This is a genomic window from Campylobacter showae, assembly GCF_900699785.1.
Classification (GTDB): Bacteria; Campylobacterota; Campylobacteria; order Campylobacterales; family Campylobacteraceae; genus Campylobacter_A; species Campylobacter_A showae_D.
Genome location: NZ_LR535679.1, coordinates 1,131,541 through 1,151,008, shown reverse-complemented (window position 1 = coordinate 1,151,008; position 19,468 = coordinate 1,131,541). Strand labels below are relative to the sequence as shown.

23 protein-coding genes and 1 pseudogene are annotated in these 19,468 nt (G+C 48.1%); 10 read left to right on the top strand and 14 right to left on the bottom strand.

Annotated elements, in window-relative coordinates:
• Nucleotides 1-5 precede the first annotated feature (5 nt).
• Nucleotides 6-583, bottom strand: a pseudogene (locus tag E4V70_RS05710) (TerD family protein).
• 97 nt (nucleotides 584-680) lie between these two features.
• On the opposite strand from E4V70_RS05710, the gene E4V70_RS05705 reads away from it, so the two are divergent.
• Nucleotides 681-935: a helix-turn-helix domain-containing protein gene (locus E4V70_RS05705; RefSeq protein WP_122861777.1), complete on the top strand. Its 255-nt coding sequence runs from the start codon at nucleotides 681-683 to the stop codon at nucleotides 933-935.
• Between the two features lie 177 nt (nucleotides 936-1,112).
• On the opposite strand, the gene E4V70_RS05700 is transcribed toward E4V70_RS05705, so the two are convergent.
• From E4V70_RS05700 to glmM, 4 genes are all read right to left on the bottom strand, one after another.
• Nucleotides 1,113-1,547: a CopD family protein gene (locus E4V70_RS05700; protein ID WP_122861778.1), complete on the bottom strand. Its 435-nt coding sequence runs from the start codon at nucleotides 1,545-1,547 to the stop codon at nucleotides 1,113-1,115.
• Nucleotides 1,548-1,886: 339 nt separating this feature from the next.
• A complete protein-coding gene (locus E4V70_RS05695; protein WP_122861779.1) occupies nucleotides 1,887-2,249 on the bottom strand; it encodes an NINE protein in 363 nt (120 codons plus the stop codon).
• The gene (locus E4V70_RS05690) at nucleotides 2,239-2,769 is read right to left on the bottom strand and encodes a signal peptidase II (protein ID WP_122861780.1); all 531 of its coding nucleotides are present in this window, start codon (nucleotides 2,767-2,769) and stop codon (nucleotides 2,239-2,241) included. Before E4V70_RS05690 ends, E4V70_RS05695 begins: the two co-directional genes overlap by 11 nt.
• Nucleotides 2,762-4,105, bottom strand: coding sequence for a phosphoglucosamine mutase (glmM, locus tag E4V70_RS05685; protein ID WP_122861781.1), 1,344 nt, complete (start codon nucleotides 4,103-4,105; stop codon nucleotides 2,762-2,764). The genes E4V70_RS05690 and glmM overlap by 8 nt, the downstream gene beginning before the upstream one ends.
• A gap of 317 nt (nucleotides 4,106-4,422) precedes the next feature.
• On the opposite strand from glmM, the gene rpsT reads away from it, so the two are divergent.
• A complete protein-coding gene (rpsT, locus tag E4V70_RS05680) occupies nucleotides 4,423-4,689 on the top strand; it encodes a 30S ribosomal protein S20 (RefSeq protein WP_002949506.1) in 267 nt (88 codons plus the stop codon).
• A gap of 12 nt (nucleotides 4,690-4,701) precedes the next feature.
• A complete protein-coding gene (gene prfA, locus E4V70_RS05675; protein ID WP_122861782.1) occupies nucleotides 4,702-5,769 on the top strand; it encodes a peptide chain release factor 1 in 1,068 nt (355 codons plus the stop codon).
• A gap of 589 nt (nucleotides 5,770-6,358) precedes the next feature.
• Here prfA and E4V70_RS05670 read toward each other — a convergent pair.
• From E4V70_RS05670 to E4V70_RS05660, 3 genes are read right to left on the bottom strand one after another with little or no spacing between them, the layout of a single operon-like run.
• Nucleotides 6,359-6,760: a tetratricopeptide repeat protein gene (locus tag E4V70_RS05670; protein ID WP_122861783.1), complete on the bottom strand. Its 402-nt coding sequence runs from the start codon at nucleotides 6,758-6,760 to the stop codon at nucleotides 6,359-6,361.
• A complete protein-coding gene (locus E4V70_RS05665; RefSeq protein WP_122861784.1) occupies nucleotides 6,757-7,011 on the bottom strand; it encodes a MarR family transcriptional regulator in 255 nt (84 codons plus the stop codon). Before E4V70_RS05665 ends, E4V70_RS05670 begins: the two co-directional genes overlap by 4 nt.
• A gap of 10 nt (nucleotides 7,012-7,021) precedes the next feature.
• Complete coding sequence (locus E4V70_RS05660; RefSeq protein ID WP_122861785.1) at nucleotides 7,022-7,639, bottom strand: hypothetical protein; 618 nt, start codon at nucleotides 7,637-7,639, stop codon at nucleotides 7,022-7,024.
• 94 nt (nucleotides 7,640-7,733) lie between these two features.
• Between E4V70_RS05660 and E4V70_RS05655 the strand changes: the two genes are divergently transcribed.
• Nucleotides 7,734-8,504 (top strand): exodeoxyribonuclease III, encoded by a 771-nt coding sequence (locus E4V70_RS05655; protein WP_122861786.1) that lies wholly within the window; start codon nucleotides 7,734-7,736, stop codon nucleotides 8,502-8,504.
• A gap of 163 nt (nucleotides 8,505-8,667) precedes the next feature.
• On the opposite strand, the gene E4V70_RS05650 is transcribed toward E4V70_RS05655, so the two are convergent.
• Nucleotides 8,668-9,234, bottom strand: a complete 567-nt coding sequence (locus E4V70_RS05650) for a manganese efflux pump MntP (RefSeq protein WP_122861787.1) — start codon at nucleotides 9,232-9,234, stop codon at nucleotides 8,668-8,670.
• 206 nt (nucleotides 9,235-9,440) lie between these two features.
• On the opposite strand from E4V70_RS05650, the gene E4V70_RS05645 reads away from it, so the two are divergent.
• The 4 genes from E4V70_RS05645 to E4V70_RS05630 all read left to right on the top strand — a co-directional run bounded on the left by E4V70_RS05645 (nucleotide 9,441) and on the right by E4V70_RS05630 (nucleotide 12,935).
• Entirely contained in the window at nucleotides 9,441-10,202 is a 762-nt protein-coding gene (locus E4V70_RS05645; protein WP_122861788.1) for a DUF4197 domain-containing protein, read from the top strand.
• A 17-nt stretch (nucleotides 10,203-10,219) separates the two neighbouring features.
• Nucleotides 10,220-11,107 (top strand): DMT family transporter, encoded by an 888-nt coding sequence (locus E4V70_RS05640; protein ID WP_122861789.1) that lies wholly within the window; start codon nucleotides 10,220-10,222, stop codon nucleotides 11,105-11,107.
• Between the two features lie 256 nt (nucleotides 11,108-11,363).
• Nucleotides 11,364-12,257, top strand: a complete 894-nt coding sequence (locus E4V70_RS05635) for a DMT family transporter (protein WP_122861790.1) — start codon at nucleotides 11,364-11,366, stop codon at nucleotides 12,255-12,257.
• Nucleotides 12,258-12,296: 39 nt separating this feature from the next.
• Nucleotides 12,297-12,935: a DUF6630 family protein gene (locus tag E4V70_RS05630; RefSeq protein WP_122861791.1), complete on the top strand. Its 639-nt coding sequence runs from the start codon at nucleotides 12,297-12,299 to the stop codon at nucleotides 12,933-12,935.
• Between the two features lie 95 nt (nucleotides 12,936-13,030).
• Here E4V70_RS05630 and E4V70_RS05625 read toward each other — a convergent pair whose 3' ends face one another.
• The 4 genes from E4V70_RS05625 to E4V70_RS05610 all read right to left on the bottom strand — a co-directional run bounded on the left by E4V70_RS05625 (nucleotide 13,031) and on the right by E4V70_RS05610 (nucleotide 17,617).
• Nucleotides 13,031-13,885: a metal ABC transporter permease gene (locus E4V70_RS05625; protein ID WP_331869370.1), complete on the bottom strand. Its 855-nt coding sequence runs from the start codon at nucleotides 13,883-13,885 to the stop codon at nucleotides 13,031-13,033.
• A gap of 475 nt (nucleotides 13,886-14,360) precedes the next feature.
• Nucleotides 14,361-15,116, bottom strand: a complete 756-nt coding sequence (locus E4V70_RS05620; protein ID WP_122861793.1) for a metal ABC transporter ATP-binding protein — start codon at nucleotides 15,114-15,116, stop codon at nucleotides 14,361-14,363.
• Nucleotides 15,113-16,678, bottom strand: coding sequence for a HoxN/HupN/NixA family nickel/cobalt transporter (locus E4V70_RS05615; RefSeq protein WP_122861794.1), 1,566 nt, complete (start codon nucleotides 16,676-16,678; stop codon nucleotides 15,113-15,115). The genes E4V70_RS05620 and E4V70_RS05615 overlap by 4 nt, the downstream gene beginning before the upstream one ends.
• Nucleotides 16,679-17,617: a metal ABC transporter solute-binding protein, Zn/Mn family gene (locus tag E4V70_RS05610; RefSeq protein ID WP_122861795.1), complete on the bottom strand. Its 939-nt coding sequence runs from the start codon at nucleotides 17,615-17,617 to the stop codon at nucleotides 16,679-16,681.
• 112 nt (nucleotides 17,618-17,729) lie between these two features.
• Between E4V70_RS05610 and E4V70_RS05605 the strand changes: the two genes are divergently transcribed.
• On the top strand, nucleotides 17,730-18,104 hold the full coding sequence (locus tag E4V70_RS05605; RefSeq protein WP_122861796.1) for a Fur family transcriptional regulator: 375 nt from the start codon (nucleotides 17,730-17,732) through the stop codon (nucleotides 18,102-18,104).
• Between the two features lie 176 nt (nucleotides 18,105-18,280).
• Here E4V70_RS05605 and E4V70_RS05600 read toward each other — a convergent pair whose 3' ends face one another.
• The gene (locus tag E4V70_RS05600) at nucleotides 18,281-18,676 is read right to left on the bottom strand and encodes an acyl-CoA thioesterase (protein WP_122861797.1); all 396 of its coding nucleotides are present in this window, start codon (nucleotides 18,674-18,676) and stop codon (nucleotides 18,281-18,283) included.
• A 51-nt stretch (nucleotides 18,677-18,727) separates the two neighbouring features.
• Between E4V70_RS05600 and E4V70_RS05595 the strand changes: the two genes are divergently transcribed.
• The gene (locus tag E4V70_RS05595; RefSeq protein ID WP_122861798.1) at nucleotides 18,728-19,447 is read left to right on the top strand and encodes a class I SAM-dependent methyltransferase; all 720 of its coding nucleotides are present in this window, start codon (nucleotides 18,728-18,730) and stop codon (nucleotides 19,445-19,447) included.
• Nucleotides 19,448-19,468 lie beyond the last annotated feature (21 nt).

Sequence of the window (19,468 nt, the reverse complement as noted above, 5' to 3'; positions counted from 1 at the left end):
TGCCCCTATACGTCTAGTCCAAACTGCCTACAAAATCCAGCCAGTCCATCCTTAAAACCGCTTCCGTTAGCCGCGAAACGCCACTCGTTGTCTTTAAAGTAAATTTTACCGAAAGATACTGCGGTTTCGGTAGAAAAATCCTCCTCTAAATCGTATCTGGCTATCTCTTTGCCGCTTCTTTCATCGACGATTCGCATAAACGAATTTCTTACCATACCGAAATTTTGCCTTCTAGCGACTGCTTCATGGATCGTGACGACTATGTCGATCTCTTTGACGCTTGGCGAAATTTTAGCTAGGTTTATTTTTATGATTCATCGTCGCCTTCGCCTTCGCCTGTGTGGTTATCGCCCGTGTGGACTACCGAGCCGTCTGCGCTAATTAGATTGTTGTAAAAGACGAAATTCTTCTCGTTTTCTACTTTGCCTGAAGCTCCTACCAAAAACGCGCTTGCATCCAGGTCAAACTCCGCGCCGGTGTCGCTGGAGTTTGTATCCCATCCAAGACCTACTAAAATTTTAGTTAGCCCTGGAGCTTCTTTGCTTAAACTAACTCTACCGCCCTTTGATAAATTTACCGCCACTTTGGCCTCCTTTAAAATTATTTATCCTATAGGATATAGATTTGGAGATTTTATCTAAATAAAGTTTAAGTTTAACTTTTACCTATAGGATAAAATAATGGGCGAAAATTTAGCTTTTTTTAGTGCCGATGAGATACTAAATTTCTATCGGCAAATTTCTGCAAACGTCCGAAAGCTACGTGAAAATAAAGGCATTAGTCAGCTCGATATGGCTTTAAGCATGGATATAAAGTCGGTCGCATTTTACTCAAACTGCGAGAATTGCCGCTATGATAAGCATTTTAACCTTGAGCATATTTATAAAATTTCAAAAATTTTAGATGTAGAGGTTGGGGAGATTTTCAAATTTTAGCGATTTAATTTGAGTTAATGTCGCCTAGAGGTTTAATTGAGCCTAGTGATGAAAAATCGGTTTAACTTTGCACGCCGAATTCGTAAGATACGGATCAAAAACGCAAGGCTAAATTTAACTTCGCAACACCGAGGCAAAGTAGGTTCGCTCAGCCTCGGGGCGCGTATTTAGCGCGGTTTAAAACGGCTTATACACCATCATCCATATGATGATAACCATCGCGATGGTCGGCACTTCGTTGTAAGCGCGAAAGAACATACCGCTCTTGTTACAGCGTTTCTCGCGTAGCTGCACCATATAGCGGCCAAGATCTAGATGAAACGCCGCGAGGATGACGACGACGGTGAGCTTGACGTGCACGTAGCCGCTGTGCAAAAGCTCGGGCATCGCGACGATGATCAAAACGCCCGTCAAAAACGTGCCGATCAGCGCGACCCAGCCGATGTAGTGGTACATCTTGTATTCCTGCACCTCGACGACTCGTACGAAGTCTGGCTTGTCCATATTCTCCGCGTGATAGACGTAGAGGCGCGGCTGATAGAACAAAAACGCCATCCACGAGATGAAACACAAGTAGTGGAAATACTTGATGAGGTTGTAATACTCTGCCATTTTTTCTCCTTTTAGTTTTTATTTTAGCGGCTTGTCTCGCGAGCGCTTTTTGTGGATTTTGTTAAAATTTGACTTGATAGGCTACATGCCTTATCTTCGTCAAATTTTAACTTCTTCTGCTTGCGGCTGCGAGCTTACGAAGCAGAAAACCCCAAAAATCATCTCAAAACACTTCGCCTTATCGTTTTACGCTTAAATTTGAAGTCAAATTTACAAATTTTACTCGCCTAGACCCGCATCTTGAAAATCTAAATTCGGTCGGCAAATTTAAATTTTATCGCTCAAAAGGACGCTTTTGCGTAAAGAGTTAAATTTGACTGTATCAAATTTAACCGACCTTCACCCTAGCAAAATTTCCTTCCTCGCTTCAAATTCCTCTTTGCTTATCGCGCCGCTCTCGTACAGCTCGTAGAGGCGTCTAAGCCGCTCCTCGAGGTCTTGCGCGCGCAGTTTGTCTTTTAGCGCTTCTTTTTTCTGATTTTTCTCGACGGCCGCGCCGGTTAAGCGCAGATCAAATAGCCACCATGCGCCCCAAAGCGCCCAAAATACGTAACCCACGATCGCCCAAGCAAGGCCATATCCGATGAAAAACAGCGCCATCATCACAAAGCCGCTCACGAATTTGCCCAGATAAAATCTATGCCCGCCAAACCAGCCCGTAAGTAGCCAAAGCGCGTAGGCTATATAAACGTTATCGCCCATTTTTAGCCCCTTTTCGCCCAGTGGCGAAGCTCTGCCAGAGTATGAGTACGACTCCGACGTCGATCATAACGTCTGCGAGGTTAAAGATCGCAAACTCAAACCACTTGTGCCAGTAGACGTAGTCCACGACGCCGCCGTGAACGAAACGGTCGAGCAAATTTGAACTGCCAGCACCCAGAATTATACCAGCGCCTAGCGCGTGTTCCTCTAAAATTTCCTTTTTTTCGCTATCTTGAGTCAAATTTGGCTCCGCCTTCTCCGCGGCCCGCGCGTCAAATTTACGCTTAAGCCGCCAAAGCAGATAGCCGCAAACGCCCGCAATCAGCGCTAGCTGGATAAATTTGAGCCACTGCCCAAGAAACGCAAACATCGAAAACGCCACGCCGCGGTTATATGCAAGCACTAGCGAAAAGTACTCGCCCTGCCACGAAAAACCGCTCAAAAATATCTGCTTGACCGCCTGATCGAGCGCGAAAACGACGAAAAACGCCGCGAAAAAAACGCCTAAAATTTTAGCCATTTAGCGCTTTTACGAAAAATTTCTCGACCTCGTCCATTCGGGTTTTTAGCGCGTCGGCGCACTTGCCTTCAATCAAAAGCCTGATGAGGTTTTCGGTGCCCGAGTAGCGAAATAGCGAGCGGATGCCCTCCTTTGCGAGGCTTGCTTCAAGCTCTTTTAGTCCGGCGATGCTTTCAAGCGGCTTTTTCTCGGTTATCTTTAAATTTAGCAAAATTTGCGGATACGGTTTTATCTCGCTTAAAATTTCGCTCGCTTTTTTGCCTTTTTTTAGCACTAGCGCCGCAAACTGCAGCGCCGCCACGAGTCCGTCGCCCGTTTTTGCGTAGTCGCTAAAGATGATGTGACCGCTCTGCTCGCCGCCGAAATTCGTGCCGTTTTCTTTCATCTTTTCAAGCACGTATTTGTCGCCGACGTTCGCGCGTAGAAGCTTGATTTTGTGGGATTTTAGGTAGTCTTCGAGCGCCGAGTTGCTCATCACCGTAGCCACGACCGCGCCGCCTTTTAGGGCTTTGTTTTCTTGTAAAAATGCCGCCATGACGCCCAGCAAACTATCGCCGTTTGCCACCTCGCCGCACTCATCGACGACCACGAGTCTGTCGGCGTCGCCGTCAAGCGCAAAGCCTAAATCCGCCCGCAACCGCACAACTTCAGAGGCTAAATTTTGCGGATAGAGCGCGCCGCAGTTTAGGTTTATGTTGCTGCCGTTTGGCTCGTCGTTTATGACGATAGTTTCAGCTCCTAGCTCGCTAAAGATAGTCGGAGCGACCCTGTACGCAGCGCCGTTTGCGACGTCTAAAACCACGCGCAGCCCGTGCAGGCTTAGGTTTTTAGGAAATGAGTTTTTGATCTGCACGATATAGCGGCCGATGACGTCGTCGATGCGCTTTGCGGCGCCGATTTCTAGCATCTGCTTTTGCGATCTCTCTATGAGCGCGTCGTCAAAATAAATCTTTTCTATCTGCGCTTCGGCCTCTTCGCCCAGTTTATTGCCTTCGCTGTCGAAAAATTTAATGCCGTTATCGTAGTACGGGTTGTGCGACGCGCTGATCATGATGCCCGCGTCGCAGCGCATATCCTCGGTGAGAAACGCGATCGCGGGAGTTGGCATCGGGCCGATCTGACGGACGTTGTAGCCCACGGCCGTGAGCCCTGCGACGATGGCGGTCTCGATCATGTAGCCGCTTCTGCGCGTGTCTTTGCCTAGCAAAATGGTGTTCGTATGCGACGCAAACTGCCTAAAATATATCCCCGCGGCCATAGCAAGGCGCATGGACGTTGCGGCGGAGAGTTTTTCGCCCGCTTTGCCGCGGACGCCGTCGGTACCGAATAGCTTCATCATCTTTCCTTTTATTAGCGGTTTTGCGGCGTTGTCTCGCAAGCGCCTTTAAATGATTTTCGATTTTTCTCGCTACGGCGGACTACATGTCCGGCCTTGCTCAAAAAATTCTCAAAAACATTTAAATTCATCTCGCGATACTGCCGCCTTGTTTTAAGTATAAATTTTGCCGATTTATTAAATTTCCGACTTATTCTATCAAAAAATATTAAAATTTAAGCCGTAAATTTCCTCGCTTTAAATTTTACTTAAATTAAGCGGATTTTAAAACTGATTTTTATATAATCACGGACTAAAATTATGACAAAAGGGACATTATGGCAAACCATAAATCTTCTGAAAAAAGAGCCAGACAGACTATTAAAAGGACTGAAAGAAACAGATTTTACCGCACTAGGCTTAAAAATATCACTAAAGCCGTGCGCGTAGCCGTTGAGGCAGGCGATAAAGAAGCCGCGCTAAACGCGTTTAAAGTGGCAAACAAAGACTTTCACAGCTTCGTTAGCAAGGGCTTTTTGAAAAAACAAACAGCTTCTCGCCGCGTAGGACGCCTCGCAAAACTCGTAAACAAACTATCTGCTTAATCTAAATTTTTAATGTTAGCCGACAAACTGCAGCCTTTTTTGGATCGCTACGACGAGCTCTCTCGTCTGCTTAGCGATCCATCTATCACAAACGATATCGCAAATATGACCAAGCTCTCAAAAGAGCAATCAAATTTAGAAGATATCGCCTCGGCTGCAAAGTCGTATCTACAAACTCTCGCGGATATCGAGGAGAACAAGGCTCTGCTCGATGACGCCGAGCTTGGCGAGCTAGCCAAAGACGAACTCAAAAATCTCGAATCCCAAAAAGAAAATCTCGAAGAAGAGATTAAAATTTTACTCCTTCCAAAAGATCCGAATGACGATAAAAACGTATTTTTAGAGATCCGCGCGGGCACCGGCGGAGACGAAGCGGCGCTTTTTGCGGGCGATTTGTTTAACGCCTACGCCAGATATGCCGAGCTTCGAGGGTATAAATTCGAGATCGTGAGCCAAAGCGAGGGCAATACGGGCGGTTTTAAAGAGATTATTTTGCTGATAAAGGGCAAGGGGGCGTACTCGAGGCTCAAATTTGAGGGCGGCACCCACCGCGTCCAGCGCGTGCCCGAGACCGAAAGCCAAGGCCGCGTACACACCTCGGCAGTCACTGTCGCTATCATGCCCGAGGTCGAAGATAGCGAGATCGAGATAAATCCAAACGACCTTCGCATCGACGTTATGCGTAGCTCTGGCCACGGCGGACAGTCGGTAAATACGACCGACTCGGCGGTGCGAATCACTCATATCCCGACGGGCATCGTCGTCACGAACCAAGACGGCAAAAGCCAGCACAAAAACAAAGAAGCCGCGATGAAGGTGCTAAAAGCGCGCCTTTACGAGATACAAGAAGAAGAGCGCCTAGCCAAAGAAACTAGCGAGCGCAAAAGCCAAGTCGGCACCGGCGACCGCTCGGGACGTATCCGCACCTACAACTTCCCGCAAAACCGCATCAGCGACCACCGCATAAATTTGACGCTTTACCGCCTCGACGCGATAATGGCGGCAGGGCTTTTCGACGAGATCATCGAGCCGCTGATTGCACATTATCAAGCCGAAGCGATCTCAGACGCGGATCTATAAATTTTAAAATTCGCTCAAATTTCGGCATTTTTAACACGATATTTTCGATAAATTTGGATGTAAATTTTGCTGCATATGGGGTCGTCATGCGAGTTAAATTTGAGAACGACTTATCTTTGCGCTTTAGGTAAAATCTCTAAAAAATAGTTGCAAATTCGGATCTGCTTTTTAAAATTTAGCGTTAAAAATATCAAATAAAAACTAAGTTGAAGTATGTAAACCGATAAATTTTTAGTCACTGTTGATACGTAAATTTTTCAAATTTATCCGACTAAAATTTATTAAATTTCCAGTCCGTCACGCCGTCAATACGTAAAACAAAAACCATCCGTCAAAATAAATCCAAATTCGGCGCTCGAAATCGAGTTTTGTAAAAATAGCAAAACCCGTAAATTTCTCAAATTTATAACCAGAAACAAGGCGTCTAATTTATTGCAAGCAGCTTTGTAAAATTTGAGTGAAGTTTTGTAGCAAATTATTCAAATTCAGTGCCCAGAAATAATCTAAAATCCTGCGCGAATCTAAAATTAACATCGCGCCAGCGTATCCGTCATGCGCAAAATCCGTCTTTATACGACTAAAAACAGCCTCACTTCGCCAGTTCAAGTATGTTGCACGCGCGTTTGGAGCCAAGCTCGCAGGCCTTTTTGAGTCGCTCGCCCGATAGTTCGAAGCTCTGCTCTGCGACGTCGCCCCTTAGGTAAAACACCGACTCTTCGTAGCAGCTCTCCACGCTCCCTGCGGCGCAGGCGTCTTTGTAGATCGCAAAGGCTTTTGCGCCGTCCTTGTAGCCCGTTAGCCCTTTAGCGTAAAACTCTGCGGCAAAGTAACACGCCAGCGCGTCGCCGCCCGAGCAGCTTTTTTCTAGCGCGGCGAGCGTTTTTTCGCAGCTTGCGGCGTCGCCTTTGTTTATGCAGGCATTTAGCCCGACCTCGTCTATAGCGGCGTTTACGAGCACGACTGCGGCGATTAGTATCCAAATTTTCCTCATTTTTTCTCTAGTTCCTTTAAGTTTTTAAATCTATAAATCCCGTTTTTCACTCGTTCGAAAATTTTGCGATTTTCAAGCAGTTTTATTGTCTGCGTGACGGTGGGCTTGCTGGCGTCCGTCTGCTCGCAGATATCTGAAATTTTAACGGTTATGAAGCCGTTTTCGTCCGCATTTTGGGCTAAAAACAAGATGATCTCCATCTTTTTCTCGCCCAAAATTTGGCCGAAAATCTCCCTCTCTAGCTCCGTCATCGCGCTAAATTTACTTGTATTCTAGCAGTTTAAAGTATTTTTTCGCGACGGGATCGAGCGAGAAAATAGCGTAATCCCCATCGTCTCCAAGATCGGCGCCATTTGGATACTTGCCGTCCGCGACATAAAACGCCCCCTCCAGCCGCACTTCGCCGCCGGCGCATTTAGCCGTTTCGTCCCAGAGGTATTCCCATTTGTATTTTTCGCCCTCTTGCGAGCTAAGCGCTTGCAAAAGCAAAAACTTTTCGCGGCCGTCCTTTGCCTTGTAGACCATCGTTAGGTCGCCCGATTTTACGCCTGCGTTCGTACCGCCGTCAAAGTCGTTAGAGTCGTAGTTTTGGCCGCTGTATTCGATGCGGGCGCCGCCTGCTAGTTTATAGGTTTCCGATATATAGTTCCCGTATTGCCCGTCTTCGCGATTCGGCGCTTCTTTTGCGAGCGCTTCTAAACTGTTTTTATTGGCGCAGTAGCTCAAATTTAGCTTCACGATCTCGTCCTTGTTTGCCTTTAAAAACGCCCCCAGCTCCGTAATCGACTTTGCGTCCGAGAGAAAAATGTTTGCGCTTTTTATCTCTTTGGCGCCCAAAAACGCGGCAAGCGCAAGCGATAAAACGATGACTTTTTTCATTTTTTATTCCTTAAAATGATCCTAATTTTACTAAATTTTAGCTTATTTTACGGCTCTTGCGATACAATACGCCAAATTTAACAAAGGATAAAATTTGAAGTTAATCAGCTGGAACGTAAACGGGCTGCGCGCCGTCGCCGCTAAAGACGGCTTTGCTTGGCTAGAGCAGCATAGACCCGATTTTTTAGGCCTTCAGGAGATCAAGGTGCGCGAGAGCGACGTGCCCGCCGAGATTTACAAGCTCGGATTTAACGAAATTAGCGTAAATTCAGCAGCCAGAGCGGGGTATTCCGGCGTGATGAGTCTGGCTAAATTTAGCTGTGCTACGCAAAAAGCGGCGTTTTTTGACGACGACGAGGGGCGGGTTTTGGAGCATAGATTCGGCAACGTCGTACTTTTTAACATCTACTTTCCAAACGGCCAAAAAGACGACGCGCGCCTAGCCTACAAGATGGATTTTTACGCTAAATTTCTAGCTTACATCGAGGAGCTCGTAAAGCAGGGCAGAGACGTGATATTTTGCGGCGACGTAAACACCGCTCACCGCGAGATCGACCTAAAAAACCCAAAAGCAAACGCCAAAACCTCGGGCTTTTTGCCCATCGAGCGAGCGTGGCTGGACGAGGTCGTCTCGCGCGGTTTTATCGACACCTTTCGGCACGTTCGCGGCGACGAGGCGGACGCGTATTCGTGGTGGAGCTACCGCTTTAACGCCCGCGCCAAAAACGTCGGCTGGAGGATCGATTATTTTTTCATTTCATCAAGCCTCAAAGACCGCCTAAAAGACGCGTTTATCTTAAGCGATATCGCGGGCTCCGATCACTGCCCCGTTGGCATCGAGATCGATTTGGAGGGGCTTATTTAAATTTATTTTTTAGCGGCACAAGTCAAATTTGAGCTAAATTTACGCTTTTTACTGCGAGCAAAACTGGGGTTAAATTTGGCTTTGGTGCAAGGCTTGATTTATAAATTTGAGCGTAAGGCGTGCGTAACACGTAAAATTTAAGCCTCAAATTCTGCGCATTGCATTAAATTTGACTCAAAAACCCGTGATCAAAAAGGTGCGTGATTAGGATTTTAAAACCAAGCGCGATGAGGATCGCGCCGCCTAAGATTAACGCCTTTTGCTCCAAAAACTCTCCGGCAAATTTACCGACGTAAAACGCAGCGACGCTAAGCGCGAAGCAAACTATCCCGATCACGGCGGCGCTAAACCAGATATCAGTAGCCGTAAAGCTCAGCGTCACGCCGACGGCTAGCGCGTCGATACTGGTGGCAAATCCGCCCGAAAGTAGCATCTTCGTATCAAGGCTCACGGCCTGCGCGGGTTCGTTTCTACAGGCTTCGCGGATCATTTTTACGCCCAAAAAACCCAAAATCGCAAATGCGATGAAATGATCGATCTGCGCGATAAATCTCGCAAACGCCGCGCCCAAAAAGTAGCCCGCAAGAGGCATCGCAGCCTGAAAAAATCCAAAAACAAACGCGATAAATAAAATCTTTGATAGCGCGAGATTGCGGTATTTTGCGCCGTTTGCGATGCTAAGCGCCGCCGCGTCCATGGCAAGCGCGATAGAGAGAAGTAAAAGCTCCATTTTATCCTTTCAAAAAGGCTAATTTTAGCTTAAAATTTACTTCTTGCGGATAATCTTGCTCAAATTTACGGCTAAATTTGGCGCCCTAAATCGCCCTCCGCGCCGTAAAGATGCAGGTAAATTCGCCCTAAAAAGGACAAAATTTACCCGTTTAAAAGCCGAGTTTTAATATCATAACCGCCGAATTTTACTTTAAGGAAAAAACGATGAAAAAAAGTTTGATCTTATGCGCGGTTTTACTCGCCGCTTCGGCGCAAGCTGGCTGGCAGGATGCGCTAAATAAAGAAACGCTAAATCAAGGCGCGCAGATACTTGGCGCGGCAAACTCGGGCGACTACAAAAGCGCGGTTAGTGCAGCTCTAAACGCGGCCGTTAAGGAGCTATCAAACGGGGGATTTCTAAACAACGCCGCGGCTAAAATCCCGCTGCCAAAGAGCCTGGAAACGGCTGCAAATTTGGCTAAAAAAGTAGGCGGCGAAAAGTGGGCGAACGAGCTAGTAACCTCGATAAATAACGCCGCGAGTGCAGCCGTGCCGGGAGCTGCGGACGTATTTTCGGGCGTGATAAAAAACATGAGCGACGCGGACGTGAAAAAGGTGCTACAAGGCGGCAAGGATAGCTTTACGAAGTTTTTACAACAAAACTCGAGCCAGAAGCTGCAAGCCGTGTTTAAGCCGATCATTACCAAAATGATGAGCGATAATACCTTCGCAACCGCCTATAACGGGCTAAATTCGTTCGTCGCGGGTAGCGCGCTGGCAAAATCCGACACCGCAAAACAGCTAAAAGGCCTCGCTACTAGCATGGGTGCGGGCGAATATATCCCTCAAGAAAACGAGGATCTAAGCGACTACATCACGCGTAAGACGCTAGACGGGCTCTTTAACGTGATGAGTGAGAAAGAAAGCTCGCTACGAGGCGGTGCGGTCGAGCAGGGCACGAAGATCCTGCAGGGAATTTTTAAGTAAAATCGCAAGGGAAAACGGTGAAAAATAGTTTGGAATTTCGCGCCGACGTAGGCATGATATTTGTTGCGATAGTCTTTGGTCTAGGCTATCTGCCTACCTCGCTCGCGCTTGCGACTAACGGAGTTTTCGGCGTTTTGTTTTGGAGATTTTTGCTAGCGGCGATCATAGCCGGAGCGATATTTTATAAAAAGCTAAAATACATAAGCGCGTCCGATATAAAACCCGGCGTGATTTTGGGTCTGTTTTTGTTCGCGGGATTTGTTAGTCAGACTTTCGCGTTTAAGTACGCCGACACCTCGTCCGTAGCCTTTATCATCGGGCTAAACGTGGCTTTGGTGCCTTTTATCGCGGCGGGACTTTTTAGGCATAAAATTTACTCTTACGCCTACGTGGGCGTGGCGTTTGCGGTGGCGGGACTTTATATGATAGGCGATACGAAGGTGGGCTTTGGGCTGGGCGAAATTTTGGCTCTGGTTTGCGCCTGCGCTTATTCGTTTCATATCGTGCTAACGAACCGCCTAGTGCAAAAATGCGACCTCGTAAATATGGTCTATTTTGAAATTTTAACCCTGATCGCGCTTTGTTTTGTAGCTATTTTGGTTTTTGAGGACGCTAAAATCGCGCCCGTCGTGGACAAGGCGTTTATCATAGCGATGCTGGTCGTGGGCGTGCTGGGCACGGCGTTTGCGTTTTTCGCGCAGGCGCTTATGCAAAAATTTACCACGCCGGTTAAAACGGCGATATTTTTCACGCTAGAGCCAGTAACCGCAGGAGCGATGGGGTATTTCATCGGCGCCGAGGACATCAGCGCGTATAGGCTTTGCGGCGCGGCGCTTATCTTGGTCGGAGTTTTGATTAGCGAGATAGGCAGCTACTTGCGTGCTAAAAAGGAAAATTTGGCTTAAAATTTGGCGGGTTTTGCTTGCCGTTTCGCTCAAGGCAAAACCTCGCCGTAAAATCAAATTTATAAAACTGCCTCTAAATTTACTCTCGCGGCGATTTTGATGGAAATCTTTTAAAATCGCCTCTTAAATTTAGCTTTAAATTTATCGCCGTTTCGCTCGATAGCAAGGCGGCGGCGACTTTTAATTTGGCGCGATAAAGCCCGAATTTAGTCAAATTGCGTTAAATTTGCCCCTTAAATTTAGCTAAAGAAATCAGATGAGAAAATCAACCGAATTTAAGGCCGACTTCGCGCTGTTCGTGATCGCGGTGGTCTGGGGCGTGACGTTTTTGCCGATGGCGCAGACGCTAAAGACAAACGGCGTTTTTACGCTTTTGTTTTGGCGATTTTTGATCGCGGCTGCGTTGATGGCGCTCATAAGCCTCAAATTTACGCGTAAGATCGATCCAAATTCGCTAAGATTCGGCGCATTTTTAGGCGCGCTTTTGTTCGCGGCATTTACGCTTCAGACCTTTGCCCTAAAATACGCCCCAAGCTCTACCGTCGCCTTTATCACGGGACTAAACGCGGTTTTTACGCCCTTTATCGCGCTTGCGTTTTTCGGGCAAAAGGTCGTCGTTTACGCCTTTATCGGCGCGTTTTTGTCGGCGGCGGGGCTTTATTTGCTAACGGGCAGCGAGCTGGGTTTTGGCGTCGGCGAGGGGCTTAGCGTCGTTTGCGCGCTAGGCTTTGCGCTGCATATCATTTTCACGGGCGTTTTGGTGCGAAGGTGCGAGCTGTACTGGATGGTGAGCGCGCAGTTTGCGGCCGTCGCGGTGCTTTGTTTTGTTGCGGCCCAGATTTTTGAGCCTCGCGGCGTCGTGCCCGTTTTAGACGAGGCGTTTTTCGTCGCGGTCGCTGTGACGTCGGTGTTTGCGACGGTTTTGGCGTTTTTCGTACAAACCGCGGCGCAGCGCTACACGACGCCCGTTAAAACCTCGCTTATATTTACCTTTGAGCCCGTGAGCGCGGGGATAGTGGGGTATTTCGTCGGCGGCGAGATACTAAGCGGCGTGCAGATAGCAGGAGCCGGACTCATACTCTTTGGCATCGTCGTTAGCGAAGTCGGCAGCTACTATAAAAACAAAAGATCGCGGGAAGCCGGCTCGTAAGGGCGGCTAAATTTGACGAATCTAATCAAAGGAGCGAAAATGACGAAAGATCAGTGCTGCGTCCTAAAGCATTTGACGGCGGGCGAGACGGGCGGTTTTGACAAGACAGGCGATATGGACGATAACGAGTTCTTGAACGCGCTTATCGGAAAAGGGCTTATTTGGATACTTGACTGGGCCGGCGAGGACGAGACGGGCGATGTGGGCAAATTTATCAGCTCTAGGCTTGATGCGCTGCAAAGCGGCGTGTCACTAGAGTGCGATAAAATTTACGCAAGGCTCGAAAAAGAAGCGAAAAAAGAGGGTTTCGAGCGCGGCGATGCGAGCCTATTTTTGATGAACGAGCTTCAAAAGGCGCTGAAGAAGAGCGATTTTAGGCTCTTTACTTTGGATCTTCATAGCGACGCTTATTATCTGATCGTCGCGCATAAGGACGCCGAGAAAGATTTTAAAAAGCTAGGCAAGCGCGAGGAGCTATTTTGGGATATCGCGCCGTGGGGCAAGCGCCGCAAAAGGCAGATCCTTTACGTCATAAACTGCGAGTGCGGCGAGATGTCCGCGTGGCAGCTGGACGTGGACGAGCCCTCTCTTAGAGATGAGGTTTGCGAGGTGTGCGGGCGGGTGCTTTTTGACGCAGACGGCAACGCGATGCAGCCTTTGGAGAAGGAATTTATCTGATTCGGCTTTTCGGGGTCAATTTGCCTGTGTCATATGTCAACGACTATAAATTGTTCTCGCAAATTTGACCTAAAATTTAACCAAAAACGCCGAATTTACCGCATTTTTACTGCGGTAAATACAAAAAAACAAACCGAAGCGATGAGGATGATGCTCGCGCCGCTGGTTAAATTCGCCTCAAAGCTCAGCCACAGCCCGCTCACGCAAAACGCGGCCGAGATGAGCGCGGCGTTTAGCATCATCGTACCCAGGCGGCTTGATATCGCGCCCGCGATGTAGGGCGGGATCGTGAGTAGCGCGATAACCAGTATGAGCCCGACCGCGCGTATCGTCATCACGACGCTTAGCGCCATCATGCACGTTAGCGCGTAGTACAGCAGCGTCGTCTTCACCCCGCGCAGCCTCGCAAACTCCGCGTCAAAGCTAAGCGCCTCAAACTGCCGGTAAAATAGCGCGACGGACACGAGTATGACGCAGTTTGCGACTGCCATGAAAACAAGATCGCCCTGCGGCACGGCCAAAATCGAGCCGAAAAGATAGCTTATGAGATCGACGTTGTAGCCTGGCGCCAGGTCGGTGAGGATGATACCAAACGCCATGCCAAACGCCCACAGCGCGCCGATAACGGAGTCCATCTTGCTTTTGTCTTTGAGCGTGATCGTAGCGATGAGCAGCGCCAAAAACAGCGAAAACAGACTCGCGCCCAGCAGCGGTTCGAGCGAAAAATAAAACGCGATGCCAAGCCCTCCGTATGCGCCATGAGCGATGCCGCCCGCGATGAAAACCATACGGTTTATGACCGTGAGCGTGCCGATCACGCCGCAAGCGATGCTAACGAGGATGCCCGCTAGCAGGGCGTTTTGCATGAAATTTAAGCTAAGAGCTTCTAGCATTTGTTTCCTTTTTTTACTTTTTTCGGCGTTTTTGGCGTTGCTCGCCGAGACCCGCACCTTTAAGGTGCTAAATTTGGTTTGGTTAAATTAGCGTTGTGCACTAAATTTAATCTTTCTTGTTAAGGGGGGCTTGAATTACGCTCTGCTTTGTAGTTGCGAAGCGTAGCTGAAGCAAAAGAGCTCCCCTTTGTATCCGCCTTTCTCTTTTTCTTGGGTGGCGGAAGGGGTTTCTACTTACGAAGCGTCGCCCCTTCCGCCCCCAAACCCCCACCTACCCCACTGCACGTGAGAGGTTGCTGCGCTATGCGCAGTTTTATCTGGCGCTGTTGTGCCAAATGTTTTTTAGTTTAACATTTTTGAGGCGCGGGTTTTGGCGGCTCAAGTTTGAACGCAGAAAGTTAAGGCGCAGTATTTTGAGATGGATTTGAATGTTGTGAAGCAAAAAATGAGCAAGGCTAACCAAACAGGTTGCCGCAGCGATATTTTTGCAAACTCATTCAAAGACGCTCAAAAGACAAGCCGCCGTCCAAATTTAATGTTTTCCGCAGCCGCATTCTTTCAACGCCACCTCCACATCGCAAAAATGCCTATGATCTCTCGCCAAATGCTCGATAAAATCCTGCTTTGAGCCGTGCGAGATCTCGTGCATGAAAAGATCGTGATTGACGTAGGCGACCTTGGTGGCGAAATTTAGCGTCAAATTTACGTCGTGGCTGATGAGCACGACGCCCGTTCCTTCAGCGTTGATCTGTTTTAGCAGCTTATAAACGTCCGCTTGGCCTTTCGTATCGATACTGGCGGTGGGTTCGTCTAGCATCAAAATTTTAGCCTTCGCGCAAAGCGCGCGTGCGATATAGACGCGTTGGCGTTGTCCGCCGCTTAGCTCGCCGATCTTTCGCCTCGTAAATTCGCCCATCCCGACGCGCTCCAGCGCCGCCTCGGCCTCTATCTTGTCGTCCTTGCCGTAGAATCCAAACAGCTTTTTATCTATCCGCCCCATCAAAACGACCTCGAGCACGTGCATCGGGAAGCTTTGATTTATCGGGATGTTTTGCGGGACATAGCCCACGGCCTTGCTCACGCTAGCAGGCTCCTGACCGAACACCTCGATCGTCCCGCCGCTTGGCTTGTTTAGCCCTAACATCAGCTTTAAAAGCGTGCTTTTACCGCCGCCGTTTGGGCCTATGATGGCTAGAAAATCCTTGCAGTCGTATTCTAAATTTATGCCCTCAAACACGAGGTTTTCATCGTAACCGAAGCTCAAATTTCGCACCAAAATGTCGCTCATAAAACGCTCACCTTACCCGAAATATAAAACATAAAAACGCCAAGCCCGAGCATCACAAAAAGCGCGGCAAACTCGCAGCAAGTCCGCAGTGCGCGAAATCTCACCGCACCCTTTAGCTTAAAGCCGCAAACAGCCGCCAGAAATATCACCGCGCCCATGCCAAGCCCCATAAACAGGCCGCTAGCAAGCCCGGCCGCGTAGCTGTTTAGGCTAAATGCCAGCACGAAAACCAGCAGCGTACCAGGACACGGTACGAGCGATCCTGCTAGCACCACGAGCCACTCGCTAGCTGTTTTTGGCGCCTCGTTAGAGGCCCTACAGGCCGCGCAGCCGCACTCGCTCTCGTGAGCGGCGGAACTAAATTTAACGGAATTTGCGTTCAAATTTGAAGCAAAAGCTAAATTTGAGCCAAAAACTTTACTCGCCCGGTTTGCACCCTTTTCGCCCGAGACAGGCGCGGCGGCAAAGTTAAATTTTGTCTTTAGAGCCGTTTTTTTAATCTTAGCGTAGATCATATAAAGGCTCACGCAAACGATCGTTACAGCCGAGATTTTCGTCATCACGCCCGCCATGTCGCTAACCTTGTTCGTCAAAAACGCATTTAAAAAAACATAGCTAAAAAGCACGAGCAAAAACGCTCCCGCCACGTGCGCGAACCCGACCTTCATCGCAAAAACCAGCGCGCGCGAATAGCTGCCGCCGTTTGCGACGAAGTAGCTAGCCGTTAGCATCTTAGCATGCCCGGGACCTGCTGCGTGCAAAAAGCCGTAAAAGAAGCTAACAGCGGCCAGCAAGGCGAAATTTAGCGCGTTTAGTTCGGCGCTATTTATCTTGATGAGCTCTTTTAGGCGCTCCAAAAACTGTAGGCTCATGCTAGAAACCGAGTCAAATTTGGCTTTATCCTCAGCGTCGATTTGCTCTAAATTTTGCTTATTTTGCGACTTAACGAGCGAGCTTAGCTTGGGCTTTGCGGGTTCTATTTTAGGCGCTTTTGAGGTCATTTCAAAAAACGCCGCATGCAAATTTACGTTTGGCACGAGATAAATTTTATCGGTGAGAGTGTAGGGGTCTGGCGAGTTTATTTTAAAGTTAAAAAATCCCTCGTGGTCAAAAACCTCGACCGTGACGACGCGGCCGTCTTTGACCGCTAAATTTAGCTCTAAAATATACTCGAAATTTAGCCTGCCGCCCTCCAGATAGACCCGCTGCGAGAGCGTTTTGGTATGCAAATTTACGGTCTCGCCCGCGCCGTCGTAGTAGCCTACGCTAGTTAGATAGCCGCGCGGCACGATGTAGTCGAGTAGGGATTTTTGCACCTTCCACGCTTCGTTTTTGCTAAGTGCTTTGTCGGCGTTTTCGTCGTAGCTTTGTAGGGTGAGGGCGGTGAAATTTTCAGAAAACGTCCAGGTCACGGTGGCCGTTTTGATCGTTTCGCCTTGCAGGTTAAATTTAATGTCGGCATGCGCGGTCGGAGTGTAAAGCGCGCAGAGCGCACAGGCATGCGCAAAGCTAAAAAAGGACGCAAGAAGCGCTAAAACGGCGAGTATGCGTCCAAATTTCATTTATAGGCTCTTTGCGAAAATTTGCGCCGTTTTGCGTAGCTCGGCGTCCCAATCAAGCGGCAGTTGATCGATCTCTACGACGCTAGCGCCGCTTTCTTTGGCGACGGTTTGCGCGGCTTTTTTAGAAAACTGCGGAGCGACGAAAATGACCTTCACGCCGTGCTCTTTGGCTTCCTCGATGAGCTCTTTTAGTTGGGCGGGTTTTGGCTCCTTGCCCTCTACTTCGATCGCGATTTGCTCTAGATCGTAGCGCTTAGCAAAGTAGCCCCAAGATGGGTGATATACGATAAATTCGCGGTTTTTGACGTTTGCTAGAGTGCTTTTGATAAAGCCGTCAAGCTCGTCAAGCTTGGCTTCAAATTTGGCCAAATTCGCCTCAAAAAGCGCCTTGTTCTCGGGATATTCTTCGATTAGCGCGGCGGCGATATTTTTAGCTTGGATTTTTACCAAAACGGGATCTAGCCAGATATGCGGGTCAAATTCGCCGTGGTGATGCTCGTGATCGTGGTGATCGTGACCGGCGTGTTCGTGCTTATGCTCGTGGCTGGCATCGTGGTCTGCGTGCTCGTGTTTGGCGTCATGGTGATGATCGTGTTCGCCGTGTTCGTGATGGCCTTCAAATTTGATCTTTTCCACGCCCGCGTCGGTTTTTACGATTTTGAGATTTGGATATGATTTTTGAAATTTCGGTAGCCAAGCCTCCTCAAACTCTATCCCGATAGCAAAATAAAGATCGCTTTTTTCAAGCGCGGTCATTTGTTTTGGTTTTGGTTCGTACGTGTGCGGATCGGCTCCTTTGCCCGCCATCACGTTTACCTCGACCGCGTCGCCCGCGATTTGCTTGACGAAATACTGCTGCGGTAAAATACTGACGCTAACTTGCCCTTTGGCGTAGAGCGCGACTAAGCCCAAACATAAAAACGCGAAAATTTTTCTCATTTTTATCCTTTCCGTGTTAAAATTTGGGCGAAATTATATCAAAAGCAACTTAGTTGCAAATTAATTTTTCTCAAGGTATAATACCCTAAAATTCTTAACGCGGAGGAAAAATATGGGCGAAAATTTGGAAGAAAAAGCCGGTTTTGAGGAGCTTTTAACGAAAAATGATATCAAAATCACTCCGCTTAGACTGGAGATTTTACACATCTTACGCGCCGCCGCCGCACCGCTTAGCTATGATGAAATTTTAGCCCAAATAGAAGCAAACAAAACCACATTTTACCGCTGTATGGACCTTTTTGAGGCTAAGGGAATCGTGCTAAAAAGCGAAAATAACCGCAAAAATTTCTACGAACTTGAAAGCGGAGCAAAGGCGTATTTCGTCTGCGACGTCTGCCACAAGATGACTAATATTGACATGCCGCGCCTAAAACAAAATCATGTAAAAAGCGTCGTGGTTAAGGGCGTTTGCGACGACTGCTTTTAAAATTTGCGCTTAAATTTGACGATAAATTCCGAACCCAAATTTGCTTACCGACATTAAATTTAAAAAACGGCTTAGCGAACAAATTTCGTCGCAAATTTATAAAAACGCGGTCTGCTAAATTTAAAGCGGTTGCCGCGTCAAATTTAAAACTCAAATTTGGCGCGGGCGATTTACAATTAATCCTCGTAAAGCTTTGCGATCTCCGGCGGTATCGCGATCGGACGACCGCGCGCGAGGTCGAAAAACACATAAGTCGTCACCGCGCTAGCGACCGGTACGCCGTCTTTGCTAAACTCGTAAAAACGCTTTGAGCAGCTTCTTTTTTCGGGCTGCGTCCAGGTTTTCACGCGCACCTTATCGCCCAAAAATAGCTGCCCCAGATAGTCTATCTCGTGCCTGCGCACCATCCATGTGCGGTTTTGCGCGAGATTTGTCTCGATGAGGTCACCCACGGCGTTTGAGTGTGCATTGGCTGCTTCTTGCATCCAGATGACGTAGTGAGCGTTGTTTGCGTGATGATTCACGTCTATGGCGTCCTCGCCCACGGTAAATTCGTAGTAAAAAATTTTCATTTTCGCTCCTAAAAACGCTAAAATTGTAGCAAAAATTTAAAGGCAAACAAAATGAAAGAGATGTGGGACAAAAAGGCGGCGAGCTATACGAGATTTACGGGCGAGCCTAGCGTTTTTCAGAGAGGGCTTTACGCTAAGATCGCCGAGTTTGGCGTCAAATTTGACGGTAAAAGCGTCGTAGATATCGGCTGCGGCACGGGCGTGCATACGCTGCATTTAGCGCAAATTTGCCGCGAGATAACCGGCACGGATATCTCAGGCGAGATGCTAAAAGTTATGCTAGAAGACGCTGCGAAATTTAATATTTCAAATTTAACCGCCGTTCAAAGCGATTTTAAAAACTTTAATCCAAACCGCGTTTACGACGTGGCTTTTAGCACGATGAGTCCCGCGATCGCAGACGAGGAGGATTTTAGTAAATTTATAAATTTGGGCGAAAAAAGGGTCTATCTTTGGTGGAACAAACCGCGAAATTCAAGCGTTTTGGAGCTTTTTTACGAAGGATCCGAGAGGCGATGCTTTAAAGAAAAGGCAAATTTTTTCGAAGAGTACTTGCGCCGCGAAAATATCGCTTTTAACTCCTGCGTGCTCGAGGAGTCTCGCGAGCAAAAACGCACGCTTGAAGAGATGACGCAAAACGCGCTTTGGCATTTAGAGATAGCAAATTTCGCACACGAGGAAAACGCGGTCAAATCGCGGCTAGAAAGCATCGCGCAGAGCGGCTTCGTGACGGAAAAAATCGTCTCTTCAATGAAGCTTTTAGTTTTTTAAGATATAATCGCGATATTTATT

Bases quoted from the DNA above. Each gene is read 5' to 3' on its own strand.
- E4V70_RS05700 (WP_122861778.1), bottom strand. From the start codon at position 1,547: ATGGCAGAGTATTACAACCTCATCAAGTATTTCCACTACTTGTGTTTC.
- E4V70_RS05600 (WP_122861797.1), bottom strand. From the start codon at position 18,676: ATGAAAATTTTTTACTACGAATTTACCGTGGGCGAGGACGCCATAGAC.
- E4V70_RS05620 (WP_122861793.1), bottom strand. From the start codon at position 15,116: ATGAGCGACATTTTGGTGCGAAATTTGAGCTTCGGTTACGATGAAAAC.
- E4V70_RS05665 (WP_122861784.1), bottom strand. From the start codon at position 7,011: ATGACGGAGCTAGAGAGGGAGATTTTCGGCCAAATTTTGGGCGAGAAA.
- prfA (WP_122861782.1), top strand. From the start codon at position 4,702: ATGTTAGCCGACAAACTGCAGCCTTTTTTGGATCGCTACGACGAGCTC.
- E4V70_RS05670 (WP_122861783.1), bottom strand. From the start codon at position 6,760: ATGAGGAAAATTTGGATACTAATCGCCGCAGTCGTGCTCGTAAACGCC.
- glmM (WP_122861781.1), bottom strand. From the start codon at position 4,105: ATGAAGCTATTCGGTACCGACGGCGTCCGCGGCAAAGCGGGCGAAAAA.
- E4V70_RS05595 (WP_122861798.1), top strand. From the start codon at position 18,728: ATGAAAGAGATGTGGGACAAAAAGGCGGCGAGCTATACGAGATTTACG.
- E4V70_RS05610 (WP_122861795.1), bottom strand. From the start codon at position 17,617: ATGAGAAAAATTTTCGCGTTTTTATGTTTGGGCTTAGTCGCGCTCTAC.
- E4V70_RS05695 (WP_122861779.1), bottom strand. From the start codon at position 2,249: ATGGGCGATAACGTTTATATAGCCTACGCGCTTTGGCTACTTACGGGC.
- E4V70_RS05635 (WP_122861790.1), top strand. From the start codon at position 11,364: ATGAGAAAATCAACCGAATTTAAGGCCGACTTCGCGCTGTTCGTGATC.
- E4V70_RS05630 (WP_122861791.1), top strand. From the start codon at position 12,297: ATGACGAAAGATCAGTGCTGCGTCCTAAAGCATTTGACGGCGGGCGAG.
- E4V70_RS05650 (WP_122861787.1), bottom strand. From the start codon at position 9,234: ATGGAGCTTTTACTTCTCTCTATCGCGCTTGCCATGGACGCGGCGGCG.
- rpsT (WP_002949506.1), top strand. From the start codon at position 4,423: ATGGCAAACCATAAATCTTCTGAAAAAAGAGCCAGACAGACTATTAAA.
- E4V70_RS05660 (WP_122861785.1), bottom strand. From the start codon at position 7,639: ATGAAAAAAGTCATCGTTTTATCGCTTGCGCTTGCCGCGTTTTTGGGC.
- E4V70_RS05605 (WP_122861796.1), top strand. From the start codon at position 17,730: ATGGGCGAAAATTTGGAAGAAAAAGCCGGTTTTGAGGAGCTTTTAACG.
- E4V70_RS05615 (WP_122861794.1), bottom strand. From the start codon at position 16,678: ATGAAATTTGGACGCATACTCGCCGTTTTAGCGCTTCTTGCGTCCTTT.
- E4V70_RS05690 (WP_122861780.1), bottom strand. From the start codon at position 2,769: ATGGCTAAAATTTTAGGCGTTTTTTTCGCGGCGTTTTTCGTCGTTTTC.
- E4V70_RS05645 (WP_122861788.1), top strand. From the start codon at position 9,441: ATGAAAAAAAGTTTGATCTTATGCGCGGTTTTACTCGCCGCTTCGGCG.
- E4V70_RS05705 (WP_122861777.1), top strand. From the start codon at position 681: ATGGGCGAAAATTTAGCTTTTTTTAGTGCCGATGAGATACTAAATTTC.